The organism is Sphingopyxis sp. MC1 (assembly GCF_000371385.1).
GTDB classification, from domain to species: Bacteria; Pseudomonadota; Alphaproteobacteria; order Sphingomonadales; family Sphingomonadaceae; genus Sphingopyxis; species Sphingopyxis terrae.
In genome coordinates this window covers 78,938-99,276 of sequence record NZ_AOUN01000005.1, presented here as the reverse complement: position 1 = coordinate 99,276, position 20,339 = coordinate 78,938, and the positions used below count along the sequence as shown (strand labels likewise).

Annotated in this window: 20 protein-coding genes; 10 read left to right on the top strand and 10 right to left on the bottom strand. The window is 66.5% G+C overall.

What is annotated here, in order from left to right; translation table 11 throughout:
* Window positions 1–3: 3 nt before the first annotated feature.
* On the bottom strand, window positions 4–789 hold the full coding sequence (locus EBMC1_RS08770) for a uracil-DNA glycosylase family protein (protein ID WP_040589960.1): 786 nt from the start codon (window positions 787–789) through the stop codon (window positions 4–6).
* Window positions 790–907: 118 nt separating this feature from the next.
* On the opposite strand from EBMC1_RS08770, the gene EBMC1_RS08765 reads away from it, so the two are divergent.
* Genes EBMC1_RS08765 through EBMC1_RS08730 form a run of 8 tightly spaced genes read left to right on the top strand, consistent with a single transcriptional unit; the run spans window position 908 to window position 10,732 of the window.
* Window positions 908–2,563, top strand: coding sequence for an electron transfer flavoprotein-ubiquinone oxidoreductase (locus EBMC1_RS08765; RefSeq protein ID WP_003043723.1), 1,656 nt, complete (start codon window positions 908–910; stop codon window positions 2,561–2,563).
* A 43-nt stretch (window positions 2,564–2,606) separates the two neighbouring features.
* Complete coding sequence (locus EBMC1_RS08760) at window positions 2,607–4,238, top strand: tetratricopeptide repeat protein (RefSeq protein WP_003043721.1); 1,632 nt, start codon at window positions 2,607–2,609, stop codon at window positions 4,236–4,238.
* A gap of 7 nt (window positions 4,239–4,245) precedes the next feature.
* Window positions 4,246–5,094, top strand: coding sequence for a 4-(cytidine 5'-diphospho)-2-C-methyl-D-erythritol kinase (locus EBMC1_RS08755; protein ID WP_003043719.1), 849 nt, complete (start codon window positions 4,246–4,248; stop codon window positions 5,092–5,094).
* Entirely contained in the window at window positions 5,091–5,822 is a 732-nt protein-coding gene (locus EBMC1_RS08750; protein WP_003043717.1) for an N-formylglutamate amidohydrolase, read from the top strand. Before EBMC1_RS08755 ends, EBMC1_RS08750 begins: the two co-directional genes overlap by 4 nt.
* Window positions 5,823–5,882: 60 nt before the next feature.
* A complete protein-coding gene (gene ilvD, locus EBMC1_RS08745; protein ID WP_003043716.1) occupies window positions 5,883–7,742 on the top strand; it encodes a dihydroxy-acid dehydratase in 1,860 nt (619 codons plus the stop codon).
* Window positions 7,739–8,125, top strand: a complete 387-nt coding sequence (locus EBMC1_RS08740) for a hypothetical protein (RefSeq protein ID WP_003043714.1) — start codon at window positions 7,739–7,741, stop codon at window positions 8,123–8,125. Before ilvD ends, EBMC1_RS08740 begins: the two co-directional genes overlap by 4 nt.
* Window positions 8,126–8,159: 34 nt before the next feature.
* Window positions 8,160–9,518: an NAD(P)H-hydrate epimerase gene (locus EBMC1_RS08735; RefSeq protein ID WP_003043711.1), complete on the top strand. Its 1,359-nt coding sequence runs from the start codon at window positions 8,160–8,162 to the stop codon at window positions 9,516–9,518.
* Between the two features lie 14 nt (window positions 9,519–9,532).
* Window positions 9,533–10,732 carry a class I SAM-dependent RNA methyltransferase gene (locus EBMC1_RS08730; RefSeq protein ID WP_003043709.1) on the top strand — a complete coding sequence of 400 codons (1,200 nt, stop codon included), beginning with the start codon at window positions 9,533–9,535 and terminating at the stop codon, window positions 10,730–10,732.
* Between the two features lie 90 nt (window positions 10,733–10,822).
* Here the strand turns inward: EBMC1_RS08730 and EBMC1_RS08725 are convergent, their stop codons facing one another.
* From EBMC1_RS08725 to EBMC1_RS08705, 5 genes are all read right to left on the bottom strand, one after another.
* Window positions 10,823–11,257, bottom strand: a complete 435-nt coding sequence (locus EBMC1_RS08725) for an MAPEG family protein (protein WP_003043707.1) — start codon at window positions 11,255–11,257, stop codon at window positions 10,823–10,825.
* 10 nt (window positions 11,258–11,267) lie between these two features.
* Window positions 11,268–11,699 (bottom strand): MAPEG family protein, encoded by a 432-nt coding sequence (locus EBMC1_RS08720; RefSeq protein WP_003043705.1) that lies wholly within the window; start codon window positions 11,697–11,699, stop codon window positions 11,268–11,270.
* A gap of 91 nt (window positions 11,700–11,790) precedes the next feature.
* Window positions 11,791–12,951 carry a CaiB/BaiF CoA transferase family protein gene (locus tag EBMC1_RS08715; protein ID WP_003043703.1) on the bottom strand — a complete coding sequence of 387 codons (1,161 nt, stop codon included), beginning with the start codon at window positions 12,949–12,951 and terminating at the stop codon, window positions 11,791–11,793.
* A 138-nt stretch (window positions 12,952–13,089) separates the two neighbouring features.
* The gene (locus tag EBMC1_RS08710) at window positions 13,090–14,376 is read right to left on the bottom strand and encodes an ATP-binding protein (protein ID WP_156001083.1); all 1,287 of its coding nucleotides are present in this window, start codon (window positions 14,374–14,376) and stop codon (window positions 13,090–13,092) included.
* Window positions 14,369–15,079 carry a response regulator gene (locus tag EBMC1_RS08705; protein ID WP_003043699.1) on the bottom strand — a complete coding sequence of 237 codons (711 nt, stop codon included), beginning with the start codon at window positions 15,077–15,079 and terminating at the stop codon, window positions 14,369–14,371. Before EBMC1_RS08705 ends, EBMC1_RS08710 begins: the two co-directional genes overlap by 8 nt.
* Window positions 15,080–15,251: 172 nt before the next feature.
* Here EBMC1_RS08705 and EBMC1_RS08700 point away from each other — a divergent pair, with 172 nt between their 5' ends.
* Both EBMC1_RS08700 and EBMC1_RS08695 read left to right on the top strand, forming a co-directional pair.
* A complete protein-coding gene (locus EBMC1_RS08700; protein ID WP_003043696.1) occupies window positions 15,252–15,761 on the top strand; it encodes a hypothetical protein in 510 nt (169 codons plus the stop codon).
* 91 nt (window positions 15,762–15,852) lie between these two features.
* Window positions 15,853–16,284 (top strand): EF-hand domain-containing protein, encoded by a 432-nt coding sequence (locus EBMC1_RS08695; RefSeq protein WP_003043694.1) that lies wholly within the window; start codon window positions 15,853–15,855, stop codon window positions 16,282–16,284.
* Window positions 16,285–16,360: 76 nt separating this feature from the next.
* Here EBMC1_RS08695 and EBMC1_RS08690 read toward each other — a convergent pair whose 3' ends face one another.
* The 4 genes from EBMC1_RS08690 to EBMC1_RS08675 all read right to left on the bottom strand — a co-directional run bounded on the left by EBMC1_RS08690 (window position 16,361) and on the right by EBMC1_RS08675 (window position 20,288).
* Window positions 16,361–17,551 carry a type III PLP-dependent enzyme gene (locus EBMC1_RS08690; protein WP_003043692.1) on the bottom strand — a complete coding sequence of 397 codons (1,191 nt, stop codon included), beginning with the start codon at window positions 17,549–17,551 and terminating at the stop codon, window positions 16,361–16,363.
* A gap of 145 nt (window positions 17,552–17,696) precedes the next feature.
* On the bottom strand, window positions 17,697–18,869 hold the full coding sequence (locus EBMC1_RS08685; RefSeq protein ID WP_003043689.1) for a carboxynorspermidine decarboxylase: 1,173 nt from the start codon (window positions 18,867–18,869) through the stop codon (window positions 17,697–17,699).
* 13 nt (window positions 18,870–18,882) lie between these two features.
* Window positions 18,883–19,233 (bottom strand): DMT family protein, encoded by a 351-nt coding sequence (locus EBMC1_RS08680; RefSeq protein WP_003043688.1) that lies wholly within the window; start codon window positions 19,231–19,233, stop codon window positions 18,883–18,885.
* Window positions 19,230–20,288, bottom strand: a complete 1,059-nt coding sequence (locus EBMC1_RS08675; RefSeq protein WP_040590004.1) for an alpha/beta fold hydrolase — start codon at window positions 20,286–20,288, stop codon at window positions 19,230–19,232. Before EBMC1_RS08675 ends, EBMC1_RS08680 begins: the two co-directional genes overlap by 4 nt.
* Between the last annotated feature and the right edge of the window lie 51 nt (window positions 20,289–20,339).

Sequence of the window (20,339 nt, the reverse complement as noted above, 5' to 3'; positions counted from 1 at the left end):
CTGTCAACGTCCCCGGTTGAGCAGTTTCAGGCTATCCCAGGCCGCCGCCTTGTGCGCTGGCCGGGCGAGGAGCATCGCGGGATGCGCGATTGCCACCGCCTCCACTTTGCCGCCATCATGGTTAATATCGAGTAACTTTCCGCGCACATCGGCGAGCGGGCGTCCCGTCGCAATGCGCAGCATGTCGCTGCCGACGAGCAACAGCCGCTGCGGCCGCGCCAGCGCGACATGGTGCCGCAGCAGTCGGCCGAGCTCCGCCGCGTCGCTTTGGTCGCAGCGGCCGCCCGCCGGGCGCGTCACTGCGAGGCTGGCGATATAACAGTCGCCGCGCGTCAGGCCGATCGCGCGCAGCATCGCGTCCAGCAACGGACCCGCCGGTCCTGTAAATAGCGTCCCGTCACGCTGATCGTCGACCTCGGGCCAGGCGGCGAGGACCATCAGCGCCGAATCCTGCGTTCCCTGCGGCAGCACGCGGCGCGCGTCCCACTGGCTGCCCGGCACGTCGGGGTGCTCGGCGAGCCAAAGCTGAAATTCGTCCCATTCGCCCGGCAAGGCGACCGGCCCCTTGGGTTCGACATTTTGAGGCGCTTCGACGCGCTGGAGCGCGGCGGGCAGCGATGCGACCTCGGGCTCGGCAAGGAGGGGGCTTCGCCGCGGTGCCGCAGCGTCATTAGCGACAGGCACGTCGAGCCAACCGGCCGGCACCTCGCCGACCAGTGCATCGACGCCGGCCAGCGACCACCAGTCGCAATAGCTTTCCGCCAGCAAGGCTGAATTCCGCCCACCCATGAAAATGTTGAAACAGGAGGTTGACGCGCGCGTCAATTGGAAGGCATCGCAAATCGTGACAGAATGAGCGCCGCTTACGATGAATGATCGCGGCGGGGACGGCAGAAAGGGCTTTGAGGTGAGCGAACGGGAATCGATGCCTTATGACGTGGTGATCGTCGGGGCAGGGCCGGCGGGCCTTTCGGCGGCGATCCGCCTGAAGCAACTCGCGAACGAAGCGGGCAGCGAGCTCTCGGTCTGCGTGCTCGAAAAGGGATCCGAAGTCGGTGCGCATATCCTGTCGGGAGCGGTGATCGATCCCAAATCGCTCGACGAGCTGCTTCCCGACTGGCGCGACCAGGGCTGTCCGCTCGCCGAGGTGCCGGTGAACGACAATCAGCATTGGGTGCTGACGAAGAAGAAGAAAATCTCCGTCCCGCATCTGATTACGCCCGGCTTCATGCACAACAAGGGCACCTATACGGGCAGCCTCGGCAATCTCTGCCGCTGGCTCGCCGAACAGGCCGAAGGGCTGGGCGTCGAAATCTTCCCCGGCTTTGCCGCCGCGGAAATCTTGTATAACGACGATGGGTCGGTGAAGGGCGTCGCCACCGGCGACATGGGCATCGCGCGCGACGGCAGCCACAAGCCCGACTATGCGCCGGGGCTTGAGCTCCATGCGAAATATACCTTCTTTGCCGAGGGCGTGCGTGGCCACCTGACCAAGATGCTGAAGCCGCAATTCGCACTCGACGCAGATTGCGAGCCGCAGGTCTATGGCATCGGCATCAAGGAATTGTGGGACATCGATCCCGCAAGTCATGCCCCCGGCCGCGTCATCCACACGCAGGGCTGGCCGCTCGACGCCAACGCCAATGGCGGCGGTTTCCTCTATCATCAGGCGAACGGGCAGGTGGCGCTGGGGTTCGTGACCTGGCTGAACTATCGCAACCCGCACATCTCCCCCTTTCAGGAGATGCAGAAGTGGAAGACGCACCCCGAAATCGCGAAGATTTTGAAGGGCGGCAAGCGCATCTCTTACGGCGCGCGCGCGATCAGCGACGGCGGCTACCAGTCGGTGCCGAAGCTCGCCTTTCCGGGCGGCGCGCTGATCGGCGACAGCGCCGGCTTCCTCAACGTGCCGCGCATCAAGGGCACGCACACCTCGATGAAGTCGGGGATGATGGCGGCCGAAGCGGCTTTCGCTGCGGTCAATGCCGGTCGGTCGGGCGATACGCTGACCGCCTATCAGGACGCCTATGACGACAGCTGGGTGAAGAAGGAACTGGGTGTCGTCCGCAACGTGCTGCCGCTGGTCGAAAAGTTCGGCGATCTGGCGGGGACGATCCTGTCGGGGATGACCATGTGGCTGGAAAGCTTCGGCATCCGCATGCCGTTCACGATGAAGCATCACCCCGACAACACGACGCTCTATCGCGCCGACATGATGCCCAAGCCCGAATATCCGAAGCCCGACGGGGTGCTGACTTTTGACCGGTTGTCCTCGGTGTTCCTGTCGAACACCAACCATGAGGAAGATCAGCCGATCCACCTGCAGCTCAAGGATCCGACGATCCCGATCGAATATAATCTGCCGATGTATGACGAACCGGCGCAGCGTTATTGTCCGGCCGGCGTCTATGAGGTTGTCGGGCAGGACGAGGGCGAACCGCGCTTCGTCATCAACGCGCAGAATTGCGTGCATTGCAAGACGTGCGACATCAAGGATCCGACCCAGAATATCAACTGGGTCACCCCCGAAGGCGGCGGAGGCCCCAATTATCCCAATATGTAAGTTCGCTCGCCGATCGATTCTCGCGCCGCTGGCGGCTACCCTGATGGTGGCTGCGGCGCCCGCTGCGATGGCGGCGGTCGAGCCCGATCAGGCAGCGCTCGCCGCGCTCGTCCGGGCCCGGCTTGCCGAGGAAGCGGGCAATCCCGCCGAGGCGCTGGCTGCGCTGCAATCGCTCGCAAGCCAGGCGCCCGATCTGCCGGGCTTGCGCGCCGAAATGCTCGAGCGGGCGATCGACGCCGGCGACCTCATCGCAGCGCGCAGTGCGGCTGCAGCGCTGTGGGCGAGCGGCGATCAGCGGTTCGACGCGCGGCTCGTGCTCGTCGTCGACGCGATGCGGCGCAGCGACTGGAAGGGTGCGCGTGCCTATCTGGGGACGGCGCAGGACGACAAGTCGGGCGCCGATGCGATATCGCGCCTGATCGATCCGGCGCTGAGCGCGTGGGTCGATGCCGGGCAGCGCGCGCGCCAGCCCGAACGCGCGCTGGTGGCCGCCGCGACGCGCGGGCGCCCCGAACCCGCCTATGCGCTCGAAGCGGCGCTGGTTCAGCTTGCGGCCGGACAAAGCGATGCTGCCGTGGCCGCTGCCTTGGAAACAACGCCGACGGACAGGCTGAGCCAGCTCGTCGCGCTGCGCCTCGTCGCCAGTCTCGATGCTGCGCGGCAGAAGGATGCGGCGGGGACGCTGCGGTCGCGTATCGCCTTGGCGGCGGGTGAGCGCGAGGATCCTCTGCTCTTGCTGCCCGAACAGGCGGTCACCAACCCGCGTGCCGGCGCCGGCCACTGGCTGGCGCTCGTCGCCGATACGCTCGCGCGGTTGCCCAAGAGCAATGCGCGCCTGCCGCTGACCTTCGCGCGCGCCGCGACCTGGCTCAACGATCAGGACTGGACCGCGCGCAGCGCGCTTGCCGACGCCTTGGCGCGCAGCGACCGCGCCGCCGACGGCGCTGCCTTTCTTGCCGGTCTTCGCGGACCCCTGCCGCCGGTATTGCGGATGCGCCTTGCCGAACTGACGGCAGAGGAGGGTGATCATGCTGCGGCGGTGAAGATGGCCGAGGACGCCGTCGCGGGCGATGCGCCGCGCAGCCTGCTCGTCCGGTTCGCCGATCTGGCGCGGCAGAGCGACGATGCCGCGGCGGCAGAGCGGGCCTATACGCGGCTCGAAGCCGCGCTCGGCGATGGCGCCGACAGCGCACCGCTACGCGCAACGCTGCTTGTGGCGCGCGCCGAACTGCGGCTGCAGGCGAAGGATTGGGACGGTGCGGCGCCGCTGATGCAACGCGCGCTCGCGCTGCGTCCGAACGACGCGACGATCCTGAATTTCGTCGGCTATTCCGCGCTCGAACGGCGGATCGATGTCGATCGTGCGCTGGGTCAGATCGAGACGGCATGGAAGGCCGAGCCGCAGAATGCGAGCATAACCGACTCGCTCGGCTGGGCCTATTTCCTGACCGGACGCACCGACAAGGCCGTCGAACTGCTCGAACAGGCGCAGCAGGGCGAGCCCGAAAATGCCGTGATCGTCGAGCATCTGGGCGACGCCTATTGGAAGGCGGGGCAACGTTTCCGCGCGCGCTATACGTGGCGCGCCGCGGCGCTGCTGGCCGAAGAGGATATGGCGGCGCGCGTCGCGGCAAAGCTCGAAGGCGGGCTGACGCCGCAAACGACCGCGCCCTGATCGCGCTATGACCCTGTTCCACGAAACCGGCTGGGCAAAGATCAACCTCGCGCTGCACGTCCGGGCGCGGCGCCCCGACGGCTATCACGAGATCGAGACATTGTTCGCGTTCGTCGACGGCGGCGATGCGATTGCGGCGGCGGTGTCGGACGCCGATGAACTGACTATCGACGGACCGTTCGGCGACGGGCTGAGCGCCGGCGCCGACAATCTGGTGCTGCGCGTGCTCGCCTTGCTGCGCGATCGCTATGGCGCGGCTCGCGTGCCGCCGCTTGCCGTCCGCCTGACCAAGACATTGCCCGTTGCGGCGGGGATCGGTGGCGGGTCGGCCGATGCGGCGGCGATGGCGCGGTTGGTGCGGGCGCATTTCCTGCCCGATGTCGGCGAAGCCGCGCTGGTGCGGCTCGTCGGTACGCTTGGCGCCGATATCGCCGCCTGCGTCGCCAGTGCGACCTGCCTTGGCGTCGGGACCGGCGCCGAATTGAGCCCGGTGCCCGAACTGGCGCTGGGCGGGACTCCGGTGCTGCTGGTCAATCCGCGCGCACCCGTCGCGACCGGGCCGGTGTTCGCGGCCTGGGACGGCACCGATCGCGGCCCGCTGTTCACCGGCGCCGACCTGCGCGCGCAATTGTTTGCGGCGCGCAATGATTTGCAGCGCCCGGCGATCGCGCAATGCCCGGCGATAGCCGACATATTGACCGAGCTTGGCGGGCTGGGCCCGTGGCTTGCGCGCATGTCGGGATCGGGGGCGACCTGTTTCGCGCTGTTCGACGCGCCCGCCGAACGTGATGCCGCGGCCACGGCGCTGGCTGTACGCCATCCCGGCTGGTGGCAGATGGCGGGGGCGCTGCGATGAGCGAGGCGTGGCAACAATTGGGCACGCCGCGCGCCGGCGGGGTGCTGTTGATCGGCGATCATGCGTCGGCGGCCGTGCCGCCCGACATCGACCTCGGCATCGACCCCGCGCTGCTGTCGCAGCATATCGCGATCGACATCGGCGTTGCGGAGGTCGCGGCGTTGCTCGTCCGGAACGGCGCGGTCGACGCGGCGATCCTGGGCGGCGTGTCGCGGCTGGTCGTCGACTGCAATCGCGACGAGGACGCGCCGGGCGCGGTGCCGATCGCCAGCGACGGCCATGCGATCCCCGGCAACACGCTCGATCATGCCGGACGCGAGGCACGGATTGCGCGCTTTTTCCGGCCCTATCACGATCATATCGCGGCGGTGATCGCCGCGCATCGGCCCGCGATGATCCTGTCGCTGCACAGCTTCACCCCCACGCTCGCCAGCGATCCGGCGCAGGCGCGGCCGTGGCATGTCGGCGTTCTCTATAACGAGGACGCGCGGTTGGCGCTGGGGGCGATTGCGGCGCTCGGCGACGAGGGGCTGATTGTCGGCGACCAGCTTCCCTATTCGGGTAAGCTGCTCAACGCGACGATGAACCGCCACGCCGAGGCGAATGGCATCCCCTATGTCGGGATCGAGATGCGGCAGGACCTGGTCGGCGATCCGGCGGGGCATGCGCTCTGGGCGCAGCGGCTGTCCAATATGTGCCGGAAACTGGGTTTGATTCTACCGCGCTAGGCGTGTAGAGGCGCCTTCTGTCGCTATTTTATGAAATAAAATTATCAGAAAGACGCTAAAATGCCTTCTTATCGTTCGCGAACCACCACCCACGGCCGCAACATGGCGGGCGCGCGCGGCCTGTGGCGCGCCACGGGAATGAAGGACAGCGACTTCGGCAAGCCGATCATCGCAGTGGTCAACAGCTTCACCCAGTTCGTGCCGGGCCACGTCCACCTCAAGGATCTGGGGCAGATGGTCGCGCGCGAGATCGAAGCGGCGGGCGGTGTTGCCAAGGAATTTAACACCATCGCGGTCGATGACGGCATCGCGATGGGGCATGATGGCATGCTCTATTCGCTGCCGAGCCGCGACCTGATCGCCGACAGCGTCGAATATATGGTCAACGCGCACTGCGCCGACGCGATGATCTGCATCTCCAACTGCGACAAGATCACGCCGGGGATGCTGATGGCGGCGCTGCGGATCAATATTCCAGTGGTGTTCGTGTCGGGCGGGCCGATGGAAGCCGGCAAGGTGGTGCTGAAGGGCAAGGAGGTCGCGCTCGACCTCGTCGATGCGATGGTCGTCGCAGCCGACGAAGCCTATAGCGACGAGGAGGTTGCGGCGGTCGAACGGTCCGCCTGTCCGACCTGCGGCAGCTGTTCGGGCATGTTTACCGCCAATTCGATGAACTGCCTCACCGAAGCGCTGGGCCTGTCGCTCCCCGGCAATGGATCGCAGCTCGCGACGCATGCCGACCGCAAGGCGCTGTTCCTGCGCGCCGGCGCAATGATCGTCGACATGTGCCGCCGCTATTATGAGGAAGGGGACGAGCGTGTATTGCCGCGCAGCATCGCGAGTTTCGAGGCGTTCGAAAATGCGATGAGCCTCGACATCGCGATGGGCGGATCGACAAACACCGTACTCCACCTGCTTGCCGCCGCGCATGAGGCGGAGGTCGATTTCACGATGGACGATATCGATCGGCTGTCGCGCCGCGTGCCGTGCCTGTCGAAAGTCGCGCCAGCGAAGAGCGACGTCCATATGGAGGATGTTCACCGCGCGGGCGGGATCATGGCGATCCTTGGCGAGCTCGAACGCGCGGGGCTGCTCCACGCGCATCTGCCGACGGTGCACAGCGCGACGCTGGGCGACGCGCTCAACAAATGGGACATTGCGCGCACCAATGATCCGGCGGTGCAGACCTTCTACCTCGCCGCGCCCGGCGGCGTGCCGACGCAGACGGCGTTCAGTCAGGACCGGCGCTGGGATTCGCTCGACCTCGACCGCGAAAATGGCGTGATCCGCTCGGCAACGCACGCGTTCAGCAAGGATGGCGGCCTCGCCGTGCTGTCGGGCAATCTCGCGCTCGACGGCTGCATCGTGAAGACCGCCGGGGTCGACGACAAGATCCTGAAGTTTGCCGGCCCGGCGAAGGTCTATGAAAGCCAGGATGCGGCGGTGGCGGGCATTTTGACCGGACAGGTCGAGGCGGGCGATGTCGTCGTCATCCGCTACGAGGGGCCCAAGGGCGGGCCGGGGATGCAGGAAATGCTCTATCCCACGAGCTACCTCAAATCGAAGGGGCTGGGCGCCGCCTGCGCACTGATCACCGACGGGCGCTTTTCCGGCGGAACGTCGGGGCTGTCGATCGGCCACGTGTCGCCCGAGGCGGCCGAAGGCGGCACGATCGGGCTGGTCGAAAATGGCGACAGGATCGAGATCGACATCCCGAGCCGCACGATCACGCTGGCGGTCCCCAATGCCGAACTGGCGGCGCGCCGCGCCGCGATGGAGGCGAAAGGCGAGGCTGCCTGGCAACCCGAAAAGCCGCGCCCGCGCAAGGTTTCGGTAGCACTTCAGGCCTATGCTGCGATGACGACGAGTGCGGCGCGCGGCGCTGTGCGCGACCTGTCGCAGTTGAAGGGCAAGGGATGAAATCGATCGCGGGGGCAGGGCTGCTGCTCGTTCTGGCGGGCTGCAATGCCGGTCCCGACAATGGCGCGCTGGCAGAGGCCGAAGCGCAGGGGGCGAAGGACGCCGCGATCAGCGGACGGATCGACTGCGCGCTTGGCGGCGCCAAGCTGTTCGACCGCACCTGCACCATTGCCGAAATGAGCAGCGCCGACGGCACGATCCTGATCGTCGGGCGCAGCGACAGCGGTTATCGCCGCCTGCAGGTGACGACCGATGGCCGCGGGGTCGTTTCGGCCGATGGCGTCGATCCGGCGAAAGTGACGGTGATCGGCGACGGGATGATCGAGGTTGCGGTCGGCCCCGACCGCTACCGGCTGCCCGCCAACACCGGCGGCGCGAAGTAACGCGACTTTTCCCGCTCGCATGGTAGGAAAGGGCATGTCCGTTCCCGCCGATGCACCGATCCTGACCGCCGCCGCGATGCGTGAGGCCGAGGCGGCGACGGCGCGCGCGGGCGTGTCGCTTGGAGAACTGATGGAGCGCGCGGGCGCTGCAGTCGCCGAACTTGCCTGGCGCATGGCGGCAGGCGCGCCGATCCTGATCCTGTGCGGTCCGGGCAACAATGGCGGCGATGGCTATGTCGCGGCGCGCCGGCTCAAGGCCCGCGGTGCCGCGGTGCGCGTGGCTGCGCTCGCGCCTCCGGCCACCGATCTTGCCAAGGCGGCGCGCGATGCCTGGGACGGGCCCGTCGAAAGCCTGACCGACAATATCGCTTCGGCGCCATTGATCGTCGATGCGCTGTTCGGCGTCGGGCTGACGCGGCCGCTGGCCGATGATCTGTCGGCGATGCTGCGGCGCTTTTCCGGGCGGCGGATATTGGCGGTCGATGTGCCGAGCGGGGTGGCGAGCGACGGCGATGCCGACTGGTTGCCGCCGTTCGCTGCTGACGTGACGCTAGCGCTCGGCGCGCTCAAACCCGCGCATGTGCTGTTGCCGACAGCGCCCGCCTGTGGGCGCTGTCTGCTGGCGCCGATCGGGATAGCGGCGGATCGCCATATGCAGACCCTGCCTGCGCCGCCGGGCGCGGTGCCCTCTGCGGACGCGCATAAATATAGCCGCGGCATGGTCCTGATCGCGTCGGGGCCGATGCAGGGCGCGGCGGCGCTGAGTGCGGCGGCGGCGCTGCGCGCCGGGGCGGGCTATGTCGTGCTCGAAGGCGATCGCCCGGCGCCGCTGTCGGCGATCATCGTCGAGGAGGGCGACGCCTTTGCCAAACGGCTCGGCGATCCGCGTGTCGGCGCGTTCGTCATCGGACCCGGCTTTCCTGCCGGCGATGCGCTCGATGCGCGATTGGCCGCCGCGTTGGCGAGCCGGACGCCGCTGGTGCTCGATGCGGCGGCGATCCCGGCCGCGCTGCCCCATCTCGAAGGCGGAGACACACGCGTGATCCTGACGCCGCACGCGGGCGAGTTCGCGCGCGCCTTTCCGGAGGCGACCGGCAGCAAGATCGACCGTGCGCGCGCCGCAGCGGCGCAGGCGCATTCCGTGGTGATCTACAAGGGCGCCGACACGGTGGTCGCTGCGCCCGATGGGCGGATATGCGCGGCTTGGCCCGGCAGCCCCTGGCTCGCGACCGCGGGGACCGGCGATGTCCTGGCGGGGGCGTGCGGGGCGATGCTGGCGCGCGGCGGCGACCCCTTCGATGCCGCGGTCGCGGCCGTCGGCTGGCATATTGTGCAGGCGCGGCGTATAGGCGCCGGCCTTGTTGCCGACGATCTCGTCGCCGCGCCGTTCTGACGAAAGCTGTACCCGTGACCGAAACCGACCTGATTGTCCGCATCGCCGCGCGCGGTGATGGCGTAACCGCCGACGGTCGCCATGTCGCGGGCGGGGTTCCCGGCGACCATGTGGCGGCCGACGGAACGCTCGTCGCCGGGCCGAACCGCGCGGTTCCTGTCTGCCGGCACTTCGGCAAATGCGGCGGCTGCCAGCTCCAGCATGTCAGCGAGGCGGCGCTTGCGGATTTCGTGCGCGAGCGCGTTGCCGGGGCGCTCGCCGGTCAGCAGGTGACGGCGGGCGATGTCCGTCTTGCGCATCTGTCGCCGCCGCATAGCCGCCGCCGGGCGGTCCTGACTGCGATCAAGGCGGGCAAGCAGGTCGCGATCGGCTTCAACGCCGCGCAGAGCAATCAGATCATCGACATGCGCGAATGTCCGTTGCTCGCGCCCGAACTGTTCGCGCTGATCGCCCCGATCCGCAATCTGCTCGGGCTTATCGCGCCGCAGCGGCGCCCGGTGAAGGTCAAGCTGCAACGGATCGATCAGGGCGTCGAACTCATCCTCGAAGGCGTGAAGGCCGAGGGGCTCGATGCCGCGATGGCGCTGCAGGATTTTGCCGGCGCCCATGCGCTCGCGCGCTTCGCCATCGATCAGGGCGATGGGCTCGAAATCCTGTGGCAACCCGAACCGCCGACGGTGTGCTTCGGCGACATTGCCGTGGAAGTACCGCCCTTTGCCTTTCTGCAAGCGACGACTGCGGGCGAAGCGGCTCTGCTCGGCGCGGTGCGCGAGGCAATCGGCGATGCGCCTGCGGTGGCCGATCTGTTCGCGGGCGTGGGCACCTTCGCGCTATCAGTGCAGGCGGGACGGAAAGTCTATGCCGCCGAGGGCGCGCGCGATGCGGTCGCGGCGCTGACCGGCGCTGCAAACCGCGCGCGGGCGCTCGTCGCGACCGAGCATCGCGACCTGTTCCGGCGGCCGCTGGTGCCTGCCGAACTCGACCGCTTCGGCGCCGTGATCCTCGACCCGCCGCGCGCCGGCGCCGAGGAGCAGGTGAAGCAGCTTGCCGCCGCATCGACTCCGGTGATTGCCTATGTCAGCTGCAATCCGGCGAGCTTCGCCCGCGACGCGAAGCTGCTCGTCGCGGGCGGCTATCGGCTCGACTGGGTACAACCCGTCGGCCAGTTCCGCTGGTCGACCCATGTGGAACTGGCGGCGCGGTTCTCCAGATAAGCGTCGCCCCCGCGCAGGCGGGGGCCGCTTGCTATCCAGTGCTACCTCGACAGCGACCCCCGCCTGCGCGGGGGCGACGTGTCCTTCAAATCAATGCAGCACAAAGCCCATGAAGGCGTGCAGGCACAGCGCGATCAGCGCCAGGCTGGCTAGCGCGAAGATGGCAAAGCGCCACATCACGCGGTTGACCGTCGCCTGCACGATGCTGTGGACGATACGCAGGCCGACATAGGCCCAGGCGATCTGGGCGTTCAGCCCGCCGCCCATGCCGCCGACCGCGAGCGCCAGCGCGACGGCATAGAAGACCGTCGGCTGTTCCATCAGATGGTTGTAATTATGCGCTTTCCACTGCACCTCGGGCGGAAGCACCTCGTCGAGCCCGCGCCCGGTGGTGCCGACCAGATTCTTGGCGTCGATCTTGGCGCGGTTCATCGCCGGGATGCGCGTCGCATACATCCACACCCACATGACCATCGACCAGAGCGCGAGCGTCGCGACCGGCCCCAATATTGCATTCGTGTCCATGATATCCCCCTCAGCCCAAGGTTGCGATAACGGCCAGCACCGACAGCGCGAGCAGGCACAATGTCGACAGCGCAAACAGCGCGAAACGCACCGGAACCCGGTTGACCGTCGCCTGCCACAGGCTGTGCACGATGCGCAGCACGACATAGGCCCAGGCAAAGCCCTGCGTCAGCGCCGTGTCACCACCCGACAGGTGCAGAAACACGATCACTGCGTAGAAGAGCGTCGGCTGTTCGAGCAGATGCGTGTAATTGTGCGATTTCCAGTTCACGCCGGGCGGCAACACCGGCTCCAGATCGGCGCCGCGGCCGCCGGGCTGCGCCGTTTTGACGTCGATTCCGGCCTTCGCCATCGCCGGGAATCGCGTTGCCGCAACCCAGACGAGCATGATGAGCGTCCAGAGCACGAGCACCGCGCCGGCCGCCAGCAGATTTCCTGGCATAAAGTCCCCCTTGTCCTCGCGGCTCGTTCACGACCTGGCCGCCTGCGCGCGATGCTAGGGCGTGCGTCGCAATATGCAACGGAAACTGATGTCAGGGTGCGCCGCGCGCCAATTCGTCGCGGATCGCGGCCCCGTCGCCGTCGATCCGCGGCGCGAAGCGCGGTTCGACATGCGGCGCGGCGCCATAGCGCACGGGCGAGCGCATCTCGAAAAAGGCCCCGACATCGGGATGTTCACGCCGGTGGAAGAAGCCCGAGGTGCGCAAATGCGGATCGTGGATCACATCGTCGAGATCGCGCGCCACCATCGCGGGAATATCGTTGGCGGCAAAGATTTCCAGCCATTCGGCACTGGTCTTCGCCGGCGTCTTGCGCGCGATTTCGGCATAGACGAGCGACATATGGGTTCCGGCGGCGCGCGCCGCCTCGAACGCCGGACTTACGAGCAGCGCCTCGCTGTCCAGCAACGTCATCAGCCGCGCGGTCGATTCGGGCGTATAGGGTACGATCGCCAGATAGCCGTCGGCGGTGGGGAAGGGCTGGCGCGTCGGATCGAGCTGGCGCGGATAGCCGGCAGGTCCGATCGGCGGATCGAGCGCGGCATCGCGCAGATGCTCGGTGAGCATGAAAGCCGCGAAACATTCAAACATCGGGACTTCGACGGCCTGGCCTTCACCGGTGCGCAATTTGTGAACCAGCGCAGCGAGAATCGCCTGCGCGCCGAACTGGCCTGCGATCTTGTCGGCGATCAGCGAGGGGAAATAGCGCGGGCGCGGGTCGCCATCGACGCGCGGCAAGAGGCTGGTCGTCCCCGTCGCCGCCTGGATGACGTCGTCATAAGCCTGAAGGTCGGCATAGGGGCCATTCTGGCCGAAGCCGGTGCCATGGACGTAGATGATATCGTCCTTCAGCGCCTTGCAGCTCGCATAGTCGAAACCGAGCCGCTCGATCGCCTTGCCGCGGACGTTGTGGAAGAAGACGTCAGCCCCGGCAATCAGATCGCGCAGCACGGCGGCATCGGCGGGCTGCTTGAGATCGAGCGCGATCGAGCGCTTGCCGCGATTGACGGTCAGATGGATCGATCCCATCGTCGGGTCGCTGCGCGCGGACCCCAGATAGCGCGATACGTCACCGAGCCCCGGTGCCTCGACCTTGATGACCTCGGCCCCCAGATCGGCGAGCATCTGCGTAGCATAGGGGCCGAAGATGACCGTCGTCAGGTCGATAATGCGGATGCCCGACAGCATGGTCATGCCCGCACGGTCCCTGTCTGCGCACGCCCCCGCCCCGATCGTGCCGATGACGTCCGCATAGCTTGTCCTCCCATTTGCTTTTCGCCGCCACGATAGAATGGTTGCGGAACAAAACGGAAGGGCAAATCCGCCAGCGGATCAATTGTCTATCGCGAGCGGAAGATCGATCATCACGGCGAAGCCCTCGCTGTCGCGGGCAAAGTGCAAACGTCCGCCAATCGCCCGGACCGCGCGGTCGGCGATCGCCAGCCCCAAGCCCGCACCGTCGCCGCCACGCGCGCTATCGCCGCGGGCGAAGGGGCGCAGCATTGCGTCTGCCTGCTCGGTTGACAGCCCCGGCCCGGCATCGCGGACCATGATGCCCAGCCGGTCGCCCTCGATCCGGGCGGTAACCGATATCGGCGCCGCGCCGTGGCGCAGCGCGTTGCCGACGAGGTTGGCGACGGCGCGGGCTAGCGCGTGCGGGCGCGTGCGAATAACGATATTGTCGCCGAGCGACATGGTCGCGCTGTCGGTTGCCCCACAATCGGCGACGACCTGACGCAGCAGCGGCGCGAGATCGGTGCGTACGATCGCTTCGGATTCGAACCCCCGCGCGAAATCGAGAAATTGGCCGAGCATCGCTTCGATGCGGTCGACCTGCCGCACCGCGACATTCCTTAGCTCGTCGTCGCCGCGGATCATCTCGAGCGACAGGCGAAGGCGGGTAAGCGGGGTGCGCAGGTCGTGACTGACGCCGCCGAGCATCAACGCGCGGTCGGCATCGTTGCGGGCCAGGCGCTGGGTCAGCCGGTTGAAGGCGGTCGCAACCGCCGCGACCTCGGCGGGGCCGTCGGTTGCAACGGGCGGCGACAGGCGTTCGGGGTCATAGGCATCGACCGAAGCGGCGAGCCGGCGCAGCGGGCGATCGAGCCGGCGCTGCAGGAATAGGCCGGCGATTGTCGCGACGAGGAAGGCCGCCGCGAGTGCGGCGAGCAGGCTGGTCATCGCGCTGCGCCGACGCGGCGGCGTCACGCTGACCCAATAATCGTCGGGGCCGAGCGCAAGCCTGATCCACAGCCGCCCGCGCGTGTCGGTAATCCAGTCGAGCTTGTGCTGCGTCGTCAGGCGCGCGGCGAGTGCGCGCATGAACCTGTATTCGATGAAGGTGGGAAAACGCTGCCCGTCGGTCGGGGGATCGGAAACCGGGCGGATCAACAAACGCGATCCGTCGCTGAGATCGGCGATGACTGCTGCTCGGCGCTCGGCAGGGAGATTTCCCACTGTCGTCGACAGCGCATGGATCATGTCGGCGGTCACGTCGGCGACGCGGGTCGTTTGCGGGCCGATTACCCATATCTGTACCAGCAGCCCGGCGAGCAATTGCCCTGCCAGCACGACGCCGATCAGCATAGCGACGTTGCGACTGAACAGCCGCCTAAGCATCGGTGCCCGGCGCCAGCACATAGCCGACGCCCCATATCGTCCGGATGAAGCGGGGATTGGCGGCATCGTCGCCGATCGCCTTGCGGAGACGGCCGATTTGCACGTCGATCGCCCGGTCGGTCACTTCGGCATCGCGCCCGAGCGCGCGGTCGATCAGCTGCGCGCGGCTGAGCGGCCGTCCGGCGCTCCGCGCGAGCGCGGCGAGCAGTGCGAATTCGCGCGACGAGAGCGTCAGCGCCTGGTCTTCGCGGCGCACCGACATCGCAGAAAAATTGATGAGGAAGGGACCGACGGTCACCACCTCGTCGCGCAGCGTCGCCCGGTCGGTCGAAAGGCGGCGCAGCAAGGCATTGATGCGCGCAACGAGCTCGCGCGGGAGAAAAGGTTTGCCGAGATAGTCGTCGGCGCCCATTTCCAGGCCGAGCACACGGTCGACCGGATCGCCGCGCGCCGTCAGCATGATGATCGGGATCGTCTCGCCGCGCTCGCGCAGCCGGCGCACGATCGCCAGCCCGTCTTCGCCCGGCATCATCAGATCGAGCACGATCAGGTCGGCCGGATCGCGCGTCAGGCTGATATCCATCGCCTTGCCGCCGTCGGCCGCGCGCACGGCGAAGCCATGCTCGCCCAGAAAGCGCTGGAGCAATGCGCGCAGTTCGGGATCGTCGTCGACAATCAGGATGCGGGGTGCCTTGGCGTCCATGGACCCGACATGCCAGCCCCGTGGCACCGTCGCCAGAGCCAAAGATGTGACAAAGCATGTCGAAGCGGCACCCCTGTCGCATTTTGCCGCACAGTCGCGTTTGGCCGACATCGCCGCGATACAGGACAGGGGCATTGGATGTTCGTCTTCACCATCAGGAAGGATGAAATCGATGAACACCCCCTCCCGCATTTTGACCGCCTTCGTCGCCACCGCCGCGCTGGCGGCCGTTACCGCCGCCGAGGCCCGACAGGGTTCGTTCCGCGCCCGCGGTTCGAACGGCGTCGTCGCCGGCAGCGCCGGGCCCAAGGGCGGCGTGATCCGCGGCCGCGGCGCTGTGCAGAACGGCGATGGATCGGTGACAACGCGCTCGGGCGGCGCGTTCCGCGGCGCCAATGGAAGCAAAGGCAGGCGACAGTCGACGACGACGGTCAACCCCGACGGTTCGCTGACCCACAGCGGCAGCGCTTCGGCCACCGGCGCGCGCGGCACCTTCGACAGCAGCGGCGCGGTCGCGCGCGCGTCCGACGGGAGCTGGTCGGGCGGCCGTTCGACGAGCGCCACCAATTCGACCACCGGCACCAGCTATTCGGGATCGACGACGATCGACCCTGCGACGGGCAAGCCTGTTCACAGCGGAACCTGCACCGACGCGTCGGGCGCCGTCATCCCCTGCCGTTAACCGGGGCCTCCCCCCTCCAGACCCACCCCGGTTGGGAGGGGCGTCCCCATCGCCCCTCCCGTAACGGCATCGAAGCGCTATCAGGATATTTATGCGAATCAGGATTGTCTTCCCGCTTGCCGCCTTTGCGGCGTTTCTCCCGGCCACAGGTGCGCTGGCCGCGCCCGGCGGCGATTTCGAACGCGCGGCACAGGAATTGCGCGACGCCGACCGCAATGGCGATGGCGTCGTCAGCCGCGCCGAGTTTCAGCAATATCGCGTCGGCCGCTGGGCGAAGATGGATCGCAACGGCGATGGCTATTTCAGCAAGGACGACTTGCCCGCGCTGGCGCGGTCGCGCTGGGATAGTGATCGCCTGACGCAGCTCCGCCGCGATTTCGACAAGAATCGCGACGGTCGCATCTCGCGCGCCGAATTCGTCGGCGGGCCGATGCCGATGTTCGATGCCGCCGACAGCAACCGCGACAATCAGGTCAGCAAGGCCGAATTGCAGGCGTTGGGGCAAAAGGCGAAAGCGCGGTAGCCCGACCTGCAGGCGCAATGGGAAAGGGCTGGCGCATCGCTGCGCCAGCCCTTTTTGTTTGGCTTTTTCGGCCGGTTCAGAAGAGCTTCGTCACCGTCGCGCTGCGGCGTTCCTGCTCGACTTCGCCGGTGTAGAGGCTCACCATCGGTTCGTCGCTGACGACGTGGGTTTCCTCGGCACCGAAGCCGTTGAAGCGTGTCCGCATCGCACAGCCATAGGCGCCGAGCATGCCGATCTCGATGAAATCGCCGGCCTTCACATCGGCCGGGAGATAGAAGGGGCCGGCCATATGGTCGAGGTCGTCGCACGTCGGACCATAGAAGCTGAACGCCGTCATCTCGTCGCTCGCCGTCTCGCGGATCAGCGAAACGGGGAAGCGCCAACCGACATGCGCGGCATCGAACAGCGCGCCATAGGCACCGTCGTTGATATAAAGCTCTTCGCCGCGGCGTTTTTCGACGCGCACGATCAGCGAGCTATATTCGGCCGACAGCGCGCGGCCCGGTTCGCACCACAATTCGGCCGAATAGCTGATCGGCAGGCTTTCGAAGCTGCGGTGGATCGTGTCGAAATAGGCGTCGAGCGGCGGAGGCTCCATGCCCGGATAGGACGACGGAAAGCCGCCGCCGACATCGATGATATCGACCGTCACCGCGGCCGCGACGATTGCCGCGCGCACACGCTCCATCGCCTGGGCATAGGCGTGCGGCGTCATCGCCTGGCTGCCGACGTGGAAGCAGATGCCCAGAGCATCGGCCGCCTGACGGGTCGCCATCAGCAGTTCGGCGACATCTTCGGGCTCGGCACCGAATTTGGCGGCGAGGCTCAGTTTCGAATGATCGGACGAGACGCGCAGGCGCACGAGCAGGTTGAGATCCGGCGCGCCCTCGGTCGCGCGGACGATCTTCTGAAGCTCATCCATCGTGTCGAGCGAAAAGGTCCGCACGCCATGTTTGAAATAGGCTTCGTGGACGGCTTCTTCGGCCTTCACCGGGTGCATGAAGCACAGGGTGGCGCCGGGCAGCGTGCGGGCGACCAGACGCACTTCCGCGATCGAGGCGACGTCATAATGGGTGACGCCCGAATCCCACAGCACGCGCAGCAGATCGGGCGACGGATTCGCCTTGACCGCATACATGGTCGTGCCGGGAAATCGCTCGATGAAGAAACGCGCTGCGCGCCGCGCGGCGTGCGGGCGGACAAGCGTAACAGGTTCGACCGGCGAAAGTGCCTGAATCAGCCCGTGGGCGCTATGATGCTGGTGCAACTCAAGGGACCCCCAAAATTAACGTTAAACATCAAAGGCTGCCTTGCGGTTATTGGAAGTCCCCCTGGGGCAGCGGGGTGCGCATATATGGCGGGGGGTCCCCCCTGTAAAGACCCTTATCGGACCGCGCGTTAACTTCTGGCGTTCAACCGAGCCGCGTTTTGAAATCCTCATAGGAAAAGCGCCGTATCTCCGTCAGTTCGTCGCTCTCGCTGTCCCACAGCCAGATCGACGGCAGCGGGACGCCGTTGAAGCTGTTCGTCTTCACCATCGAATAATGCGCCTGATCGAGGAAGGCGAAGCGCTGGCCGATGCGCGCGCCGCCCGGCAGGCGGTAGTCGCCGATCACATCACCCGCGAGGCAGGACGGGCCGCCGAGCCGAACCGGCTTGCCCGTATCTTCCTCCCCCAGCATCGCGGGGCGATAGGGCGCCTCGATGACGTCGGGCATGTGGCAGGTCGCCGAAATGTCGGTGATGCCGATCGCCATGCCATTGTCGAACAGGTCGAGGATTTCGCCCACCAGGATACCTGCGTCGAGCGCGACGGCTTCGCCGGGTTCGATCATCACGTCGCAGTCGGTCGATGCGCGCACCTGCTTCAGGAAGGCGATGAGATCGTCCGTTTGATAGTCGGCGCGCGTCACATGGTGGCCGCCGCCGAAATTGATCCATTTGAGCTGGCGGAAAAAGGGGCGCAGCATCGGTTCGATCGCCGCCCAGGTGCGCGCGAGCGGAGGGAAATCCTGTTCGCAAAGCGTGTGCATATGCACGCCGTCGACGCCGTCCATATGTTCGGGCAAAAGCTGGCTGATCGGAAAGCCGAGCCGGCTGCACGGCGCCGCGGGGTCATATTTGGGGACATCGCCTTCGCTATGCTGCGGATTGATGCGCAACCCGACATCGAACGTCGCGCCCTTGGCGCGCAATACGTCGAGCAGCGGCCGAAAGCGCGCGATCTGTCCCGGCGAGTTGAAGATCAGATGATCGGACAGCGCCGCTATTTCGGGTAGATCGGCTTCCTTGTAGCCTGCGCAATAGGTTGCAACCTCGCCGCCATATTCCTCGCGGCCGAGTTTGGCTTCGTAAAGCCCCGAGGCGCACACCCCGTCGAGATAGTGCGCGACCGTGGCGCCGAGCGGCCACATCGAAAAGGCCTTGAGCGCGGCAAGCACGCGCGCGCCCGATGCGTCGCCGATGTGGCGAAGGACGGACAGGTTCGCTCGAATCTTCGCCGCATCGACGACGAAGGCCGGCGAGGGGACGCGATCGAGGTCGAAATGGGCAAAGGCTCCGGGGTCGCCGGCACGGGTTTCCATGATATCGTTCCTGTCAGGCCGCGATCGGCCCCTTGAAGATGAAAAAGGCGCCCGCCGCGATCAGCGAAAAGCCGACGAGATGATTCACCGTCAGCTTTTCGCCGAGCCAGAAGACCGCGAAGCCCGCAAAGATGATGAGCGTGATCACTTCCTGCAAGGTCTTGAGTTCGGCGGCAGTGTAGACGCTATAGCCGATCCGGTTCGCCGGAACGGCCAGGCAATATTCGAAGAAGGCAAGCCCCCAGGCGAGCAGCACCGCGAGCCAGATTGGCCGCGACATGTCGCCGAGGTGACCATACCAGGCAAAGGTCATGAAGATGTTCGAAACGAACAGCAGGCCGATCGGCAAAAGATAGGCGATCATTTCTTCTCTTTCGTCAGCGGCAGCACGTTGTTCAGCAATGCCGCGAAGAAATGTCCCGGCTCCTCGACCATCGGCATATGCGCCGAATGTTCGAGCCATACGAGCGTCTTCGACGGCGCCTTGACCTGCGCGAACCAGTCGGCGGCAACGGGCGACGGAACAGTATAGTCGTGGCGGCCGAGGAGGAAGATGATCGGGACGTTCATCTTGTGCACGCCCCGGAAGCTGACATCGGCAAGGCGCGGCCACAGTGTCGTCACCGAAAATTCGCTGCCCTTGCCCCACGCCTGAACGTCGGCGGCGGTATATTCGGGTGAGAGCCGCGGGGTCTGGAAATAATATTTGAGATCGGGCTTGTTGTAGATCAGCGAGCCGTAGGGGATCGCATATTTGCGCCAGCCATCGGCTTTCGCGATCGTGAAGTCGCCCTGCGGATAGGGCGCGAGCGCGTCGATCGCTGCAACGGCCTCCTTGTTCCCGGCGGCCAGCGCCTTTGCACGTGTCCAGGCCATGCCGGCTTTCTCGCCCTCGCGAAAGTCGATGCCTTGGCCGACGCCAACATAGGCGTAGAGCAGATCGGGGCGTTTGACCGCGACCGACAGGCCGACGATCGAGCCCCAACTGTGACCCATCAGCACGACCTTGCGTTTGCCATAGCGTTTCTTCAGCAGTTCGATCAATTCGATGGCGTCGTCGCGGTAACGCTCGGGCGTCATCGTCGGCGCGAGCGCCACCGGATCGTTCAGCGGATAGCTGCGCCCGGCGCCGCGCTGATCGTACTGGACGACCGTGAAAACGTCCTCCCACGGCCGCTGGAACGCCCATGCAAAGGGCATTTCGACGGCGCCGGGGCCGCCGTGAACGAAGACGAGAATCGGATTGTCGCGGTCTGCGCCGCGCACGTTCACAACCTGCCGCGCGCCGCCCAGCGTGGCTTCGAACGTCTCCTGCACACCGTTCGGGGTAACGATCCTGCCGATGTCGGCAACAATCGCGCGCGCGTCGGCATAGGGATCGGCGGTCTGTGCGGCGGCGGGCGCAGTGAGAGCGATCATCGTGATGAATGCAAAAATCAGTCTCATGAAATGCCTCTCATCATCCGGACG

Excerpts from the sequence above, each read along its gene's own strand:
- EBMC1_RS08770 (WP_040589960.1), bottom strand. The coding sequence starts at position 789 with ATGGGTGGGCGGAATTCAGCCTTGCTGGCGGAAAGCTATTGCGACTGG.
- EBMC1_RS08760 (WP_003043721.1), top strand. The coding sequence starts at position 2,607 with ATGGTGGCTGCGGCGCCCGCTGCGATGGCGGCGGTCGAGCCCGATCAG.
- EBMC1_RS08755 (WP_003043719.1), top strand. The coding sequence starts at position 4,246 with ATGACCCTGTTCCACGAAACCGGCTGGGCAAAGATCAACCTCGCGCTG.
- EBMC1_RS08750 (WP_003043717.1), top strand. The coding sequence starts at position 5,091 with ATGAGCGAGGCGTGGCAACAATTGGGCACGCCGCGCGCCGGCGGGGTG.
- ilvD (WP_003043716.1), top strand. The coding sequence starts at position 5,883 with ATGCCTTCTTATCGTTCGCGAACCACCACCCACGGCCGCAACATGGCG.
- EBMC1_RS08740 (WP_003043714.1), top strand. The coding sequence starts at position 7,739 with ATGAAATCGATCGCGGGGGCAGGGCTGCTGCTCGTTCTGGCGGGCTGC.
- EBMC1_RS08735 (WP_003043711.1), top strand. The coding sequence starts at position 8,160 with ATGTCCGTTCCCGCCGATGCACCGATCCTGACCGCCGCCGCGATGCGT.
- EBMC1_RS08725 (WP_003043707.1), bottom strand. The coding sequence starts at position 11,257 with ATGGACACGAATGCAATATTGGGGCCGGTCGCGACGCTCGCGCTCTGG.
- EBMC1_RS08720 (WP_003043705.1), bottom strand. The coding sequence starts at position 11,699 with ATGCCAGGAAATCTGCTGGCGGCCGGCGCGGTGCTCGTGCTCTGGACG.
- EBMC1_RS08715 (WP_003043703.1), bottom strand. The coding sequence starts at position 12,951 with ATGACCATGCTGTCGGGCATCCGCATTATCGACCTGACGACGGTCATC.
- EBMC1_RS08710 (WP_156001083.1), bottom strand. The coding sequence starts at position 14,376 with ATGCTTAGGCGGCTGTTCAGTCGCAACGTCGCTATGCTGATCGGCGTC.
- EBMC1_RS08705 (WP_003043699.1), bottom strand. The coding sequence starts at position 15,079 with ATGGACGCCAAGGCACCCCGCATCCTGATTGTCGACGACGATCCCGAA.
- EBMC1_RS08700 (WP_003043696.1), top strand. The coding sequence starts at position 15,252 with ATGAACACCCCCTCCCGCATTTTGACCGCCTTCGTCGCCACCGCCGCG.
- EBMC1_RS08695 (WP_003043694.1), top strand. The coding sequence starts at position 15,853 with ATGCGAATCAGGATTGTCTTCCCGCTTGCCGCCTTTGCGGCGTTTCTC.
- EBMC1_RS08685 (WP_003043689.1), bottom strand. The coding sequence starts at position 18,869 with ATGGAAACCCGTGCCGGCGACCCCGGAGCCTTTGCCCATTTCGACCTC.
- EBMC1_RS08680 (WP_003043688.1), bottom strand. The coding sequence starts at position 19,233 with ATGATCGCCTATCTTTTGCCGATCGGCCTGCTGTTCGTTTCGAACATC.
- EBMC1_RS08675 (WP_040590004.1), bottom strand. The coding sequence starts at position 20,288 with ATGATCGCTCTCACTGCGCCCGCCGCCGCACAGACCGCCGATCCCTAT.